At 33.6% G+C, this 3,824-nt stretch carries 7 protein-coding genes; 2 read left to right on the forward strand and 5 right to left on the reverse strand.

Features of this window, described 5'->3' with window-relative positions:
* Positions 1-132: 132 nt before the first annotated feature.
* Entirely contained in the window at positions 133-258 is a 126-nt protein-coding gene (locus tag MV052_RS01190) for a YqiA/YcfP family alpha/beta fold hydrolase (RefSeq protein ID WP_297440167.1), read from the reverse strand.
* Entirely contained in the window at positions 255-1,025 is a 771-nt protein-coding gene (locus MV052_RS01195) for a patatin-like phospholipase family protein (RefSeq protein WP_297440169.1), read from the reverse strand. Before MV052_RS01195 ends, MV052_RS01190 begins: the two co-directional genes overlap by 4 nt.
* A 131-nt stretch (positions 1,026-1,156) precedes the next feature.
* Between MV052_RS01195 and MV052_RS01200 the strand changes: the two genes are divergently transcribed.
* Complete coding sequence (locus tag MV052_RS01200; protein ID WP_297440171.1) at positions 1,157-1,663, forward strand: hypothetical protein; 507 nt, start codon at positions 1,157-1,159, stop codon at positions 1,661-1,663.
* Between the two features lie 20 nt (positions 1,664-1,683).
* Positions 1,684-2,076, forward strand: a complete 393-nt coding sequence (locus MV052_RS01205; RefSeq protein WP_297440172.1) for a hypothetical protein — start codon at positions 1,684-1,686, stop codon at positions 2,074-2,076.
* A gap of 134 nt (positions 2,077-2,210) precedes the next feature.
* On the opposite strand, the gene MV052_RS01210 is transcribed toward MV052_RS01205, so the two are convergent.
* From MV052_RS01210 to MV052_RS01220, 3 genes are all read right to left on the reverse strand, one after another.
* Positions 2,211-2,921, reverse strand: a complete 711-nt coding sequence (locus tag MV052_RS01210) for an SAM-dependent methyltransferase (protein WP_297440174.1) — start codon at positions 2,919-2,921, stop codon at positions 2,211-2,213.
* 75 nt (positions 2,922-2,996) lie between these two features.
* Positions 2,997-3,266: a type II toxin-antitoxin system RelE/ParE family toxin gene (locus MV052_RS01215; RefSeq protein ID WP_297440176.1), complete on the reverse strand. Its 270-nt coding sequence runs from the start codon at positions 3,264-3,266 to the stop codon at positions 2,997-2,999.
* On the reverse strand, positions 3,259-3,495 hold the full coding sequence (locus MV052_RS01220) for a CopG family transcriptional regulator (protein ID WP_297440178.1): 237 nt from the start codon (positions 3,493-3,495) through the stop codon (positions 3,259-3,261). Before MV052_RS01220 ends, MV052_RS01215 begins: the two co-directional genes overlap by 8 nt.
* Between the last annotated feature and the right edge of the window lie 329 nt (positions 3,496-3,824).

The raw sequence follows: 3,824 nt of genomic DNA on the forward strand, positions 1-3,824 counted from the left end.
TGAAAAAGAATAATATTGCTGTTCTACAGGGACTTAAAAGTGCTTTAGATGGAAAAGCTTACACTCCTGTTGGGGTTGGGTGCTGAATGGTTACTAAACTTTCTTTATTGCATAATTTGGGTTGAACTAAGTTCACAGTCTCAAGGTTTTGTTAGATGGAGCTATAAAACTCTCCCTATTTTCTTGGTAATACTCTCGAAACTTCTTTGCCTTACCACCCTGCCCACTACTTGCAAAGCCATGTATATAAATAATCATCTTCTTTGTATCTCCATCATATTTTGCATCTCTACTCTCCCTATTTCATAGGCTTTGTCTATATCGGCAAAAGAAAATATTTTACACTCTAGTAGTTCTGTATTGCAGAGATAAATGTCACAAAGTTCCTTTTTTACACTGTAGTGACTCTGCCATGCTATGTGAATATTGCTTCTTAGCCATCCCAAAATAGTTGTGGGTATTTTACTGCGTTTAGGATGAAGGTTTATACCTATGATTGGAAATTTATATTTTTTAAGTCTCTCCACAGGAAAATTATCCACCAAACCACCATCTACAAGGACTTTTCCATTTAATCTTACAGGATTAAAAAGAGGAGCGATAGAACAAGAAGCAAGTACAACCTCTTTTAGGTCATCGCCACTCTCAAAGTAAAGTGGAGATTCATCTTTGACATCACACACTGTTACATGCAGAGGAGTACTAAGGGCTTCAAAACATTCCTTATCTATGAGTTTATCTATTACTGCCGCTTTATGGTTAAGCTGAAAAATATAGCCATATCCTAAACGCAGCTTGAAGACCGAACGAAATTCTCGTGAACGCATAACATCAAAAATATACGCCGCTTTTTTTCCACAAGCCAAAGAAGCTCCTATCAGCGCACCGATACTTGTTCCACTAATAGCTTTTATCTCTATACCCTGCTCTTGCAATACAGAAATAACACCAAGTTGATACGCTCCACGTGCTGCACCACCGGAGAGGCAAAGTGTCACTTCTTTAGGAAATTGATGATTGTTCATAGTCCATCCAATATCTCTACAAACCGTAGTTTCTTGTAAGTATAGTAACACAATATTACAAAACGGTCACAATGCTTAGAAAGTATAAACTTCGCTATACTATACAAAAATATCTAGCCAAAGGAGAGAATATGCAACTTTTAGTGTTTCTTATGCTGTTTGTATTTTATAGTTGTGCTTCTTTAGCAAACGAACATAGTTTTCAAAATGTCTGGAATCAAGTAACTTCTGACCCTCTAAGTACGCTACCGCAAGAAACAGTCTCCTTTTCAAAGTTGTTTTCATGGAGTAAAAATATAATCTTGGACAATGCTAATCGAACCTTGGTAGAGCATGCAGATATTTTAGAGCCATTTGATAAGTTAGCGCATCCAAATGGTATATGCTTTAAAGGTATTTGGGAAATTCACAAAGAGAATCATTATAGTGGATATTTTACAAATCATACAAAAGCATTGATAATTGTACGAGCATCATCCGCCATGTCAAATACTCATCGTGGCGAAATACGTGCATTTGGTTTTGCAGGTAAGATTTTTCCTTCTTTAAATCCTCTTGAGATAAACGAAGAACATACAGCAAACTTTTTTCTTATAGATGATTTGGTGGGACAGATGCCCAACATTACACAGATGTAAGCTTAACAAATGAACCCCCTATGACGATAAGCTCTGCGGTACTCAAGAATTTACTTTATGGATTAAAAATAAGTTCTGCTTTTGCAAAAGCAGATAAAAACCCAGGAATCAGACAACTTTATGAAATTTTTGAATTAGGCGAAAAAAAGAGTGCCCACATCATCACTCCAAAATGGATGAAAATAGAAGCAAAACCCGGACAGACAGTTGAACGCGATGATTTTCGTGATGAGTTAGGCATTGATGGCAAAGAAAAATTAGTTTTCATTGTTTTTGTAGCAAGTATAAAAAACAGTGAAGGCAAAAAAGAGTGGCAACGCATAGGTACTATCACACTCGATGCGTCAGTAGTATCCACTTCTTGTGATCACAGACTGCATTTTCATCATCCAAAATACAGATCGGATTTTTAGAGTTTTATTTAATGAAAAACTTTACTCAATAGTGTGCGTTACAAAATGTAATCCATCTTTCTTCAAAGTAATCAAAACGATAGTCAAGTTTTGTTATGTTCTTTGTCCTAAAAGTAGATATTCATCACTGACCCCTATTTTTCAACCCGTTCCTGGAACTTGTTATGCACCTTAATGCTTAACAGTTCATTTGCCCCTTTTTGAAATTCATAATTTGTCTTAAGAATTGCAGTTTCAAAACCTTTATCTTGTAAAACATCTAAAATCGCCTCTAAATATTCTGACTTTTGATTTTTTAGATCAAGTAGTGGGAAAATTTTAATTTCGCCTTTTGAGATTCTACACATTTCTAATATTGAATCAATATGAAATTGTAAATCAAAATGTTCACTATATAAAAATAGAAAATGTGAACTTAGCACTAAATCAAAACTATCATTAGGAAATGATAGTTTTGGTAACTCTTGATGAATATATCTTTTTTCATTTTTGCCATCTTCAAAATCATTAACAAAATCGCTCATTGCTGTTAACCTAATATCTATAAGTTCATCAACTGATTTAATATTTTTCCAAACAAAATCATTTTGATTTTCTCTGAGTTGTTGGCTTACTATTGATGATGTTTCATCTATTCTTTTTTGTATTTCATCTTTTGTAAATTTGTAGATTGGGTCTATCGAAGTAATATTTCCATTGAGTTGTGTAACTTCAAAATTAAAGCTTGCAGGACCATCTCCACAACCTAGAATTTTTTTAGATTGCAAATCTTCTTTTGACAACAAAAACATTTTTTGATACTCTTCAAGATTCCTTCCCCAAGGTACTACATTTTCTAATTTCACTTTTTATTTCCTTAACACTGTATGCATAACGGCGAAGCTGACACGTTTAGGGCTCAGCTTCGTTTTGTTATGTGCTTAGTCATATCCCTGTTGTCGATGTTTAAAATCAACTATTGCAATAATAAGTTTTTCATCTTCAATCAAATAAAATAGTCTATAATTACCAACTCTATACCTATAATAGCCTTCTAGCTTACCTTTAAGCTTTTTTATATTTGTTCCGTAATGAGGATTTTCTCGTAATTGAGGATACACAAAATTTTCTATTTTTGTATAAAGCTTTTTATCTATTGTCGTCTTTAATTTTAAAAATGTCTTAGTTTCTGCAATTTGATATTTACACAATTGTGTAATCACCATTTTTCAGATCATCTAAACCATTCATGAGGTTTGTTACTAGTTCTTTATCATTCATAATCTCTTGCATTTCATCATTATCTACAAACTGCGAAGATGTTAAATACTGCATTGTCGCAAACTCAATAAAGTTTGAAAGATTTCTCTTTTGACCTTCCGCTGCAAGCTTAATCATATTGTAAATTGAATCATCTACTCTCATCGTTACAGTTTTCATAACAACTCCTTTGAATATTTATATTTACTATTATATTCAATTTTATTCACAATGTCAATATATTTGTGGTACACATAACGGGGGCGCGGGTGAGTGACTGCCATCATTGAAAATTGTATTTTCTGTGATGGTTGTTCGCTCCTCCCGCTTGTTGTCTGATGCTAGGCATCAGACAACAAGCGGGTGTTCAACCCGCGCCCCCGTTAGGTGTTTGCAACTAAAACAAACTTTCTTGTCTATATTTTGATTGATTTAAACTGTTTTCTATCCATGAAATAAATTCATTTTTAAATTTAATACCTTTTGTTTTACCTCTATATTTATCAATA

Source organism: Sulfurimonas sp. (assembly GCF_026988655.1).
GTDB lineage: Bacteria > Campylobacterota > Campylobacteria > Campylobacterales > Sulfurimonadaceae > Sulfurimonas.

What these genes read in the sequence shown, in the direction of transcription:
- MV052_RS01190 (WP_297440167.1), bottom strand. Translation starts at nt 258, where the DNA reads ATGATTATTTATATACATGGCTTTGCAAGTAGTGGGCAGGGTGGTAAG.
- MV052_RS01195 (WP_297440169.1), bottom strand. Translation starts at nt 1,025, where the DNA reads ATGAACAATCATCAATTTCCTAAAGAAGTGACACTTTGCCTCTCCGGT.
- MV052_RS01200 (WP_297440171.1), top strand. Translation starts at nt 1,157, where the DNA reads ATGCAACTTTTAGTGTTTCTTATGCTGTTTGTATTTTATAGTTGTGCT.
- MV052_RS01205 (WP_297440172.1), top strand. Translation starts at nt 1,684, where the DNA reads ATGACGATAAGCTCTGCGGTACTCAAGAATTTACTTTATGGATTAAAA.
- MV052_RS01220 (WP_297440178.1), bottom strand. Translation starts at nt 3,495, where the DNA reads ATGAAAACTGTAACGATGAGAGTAGATGATTCAATTTACAATATGATT.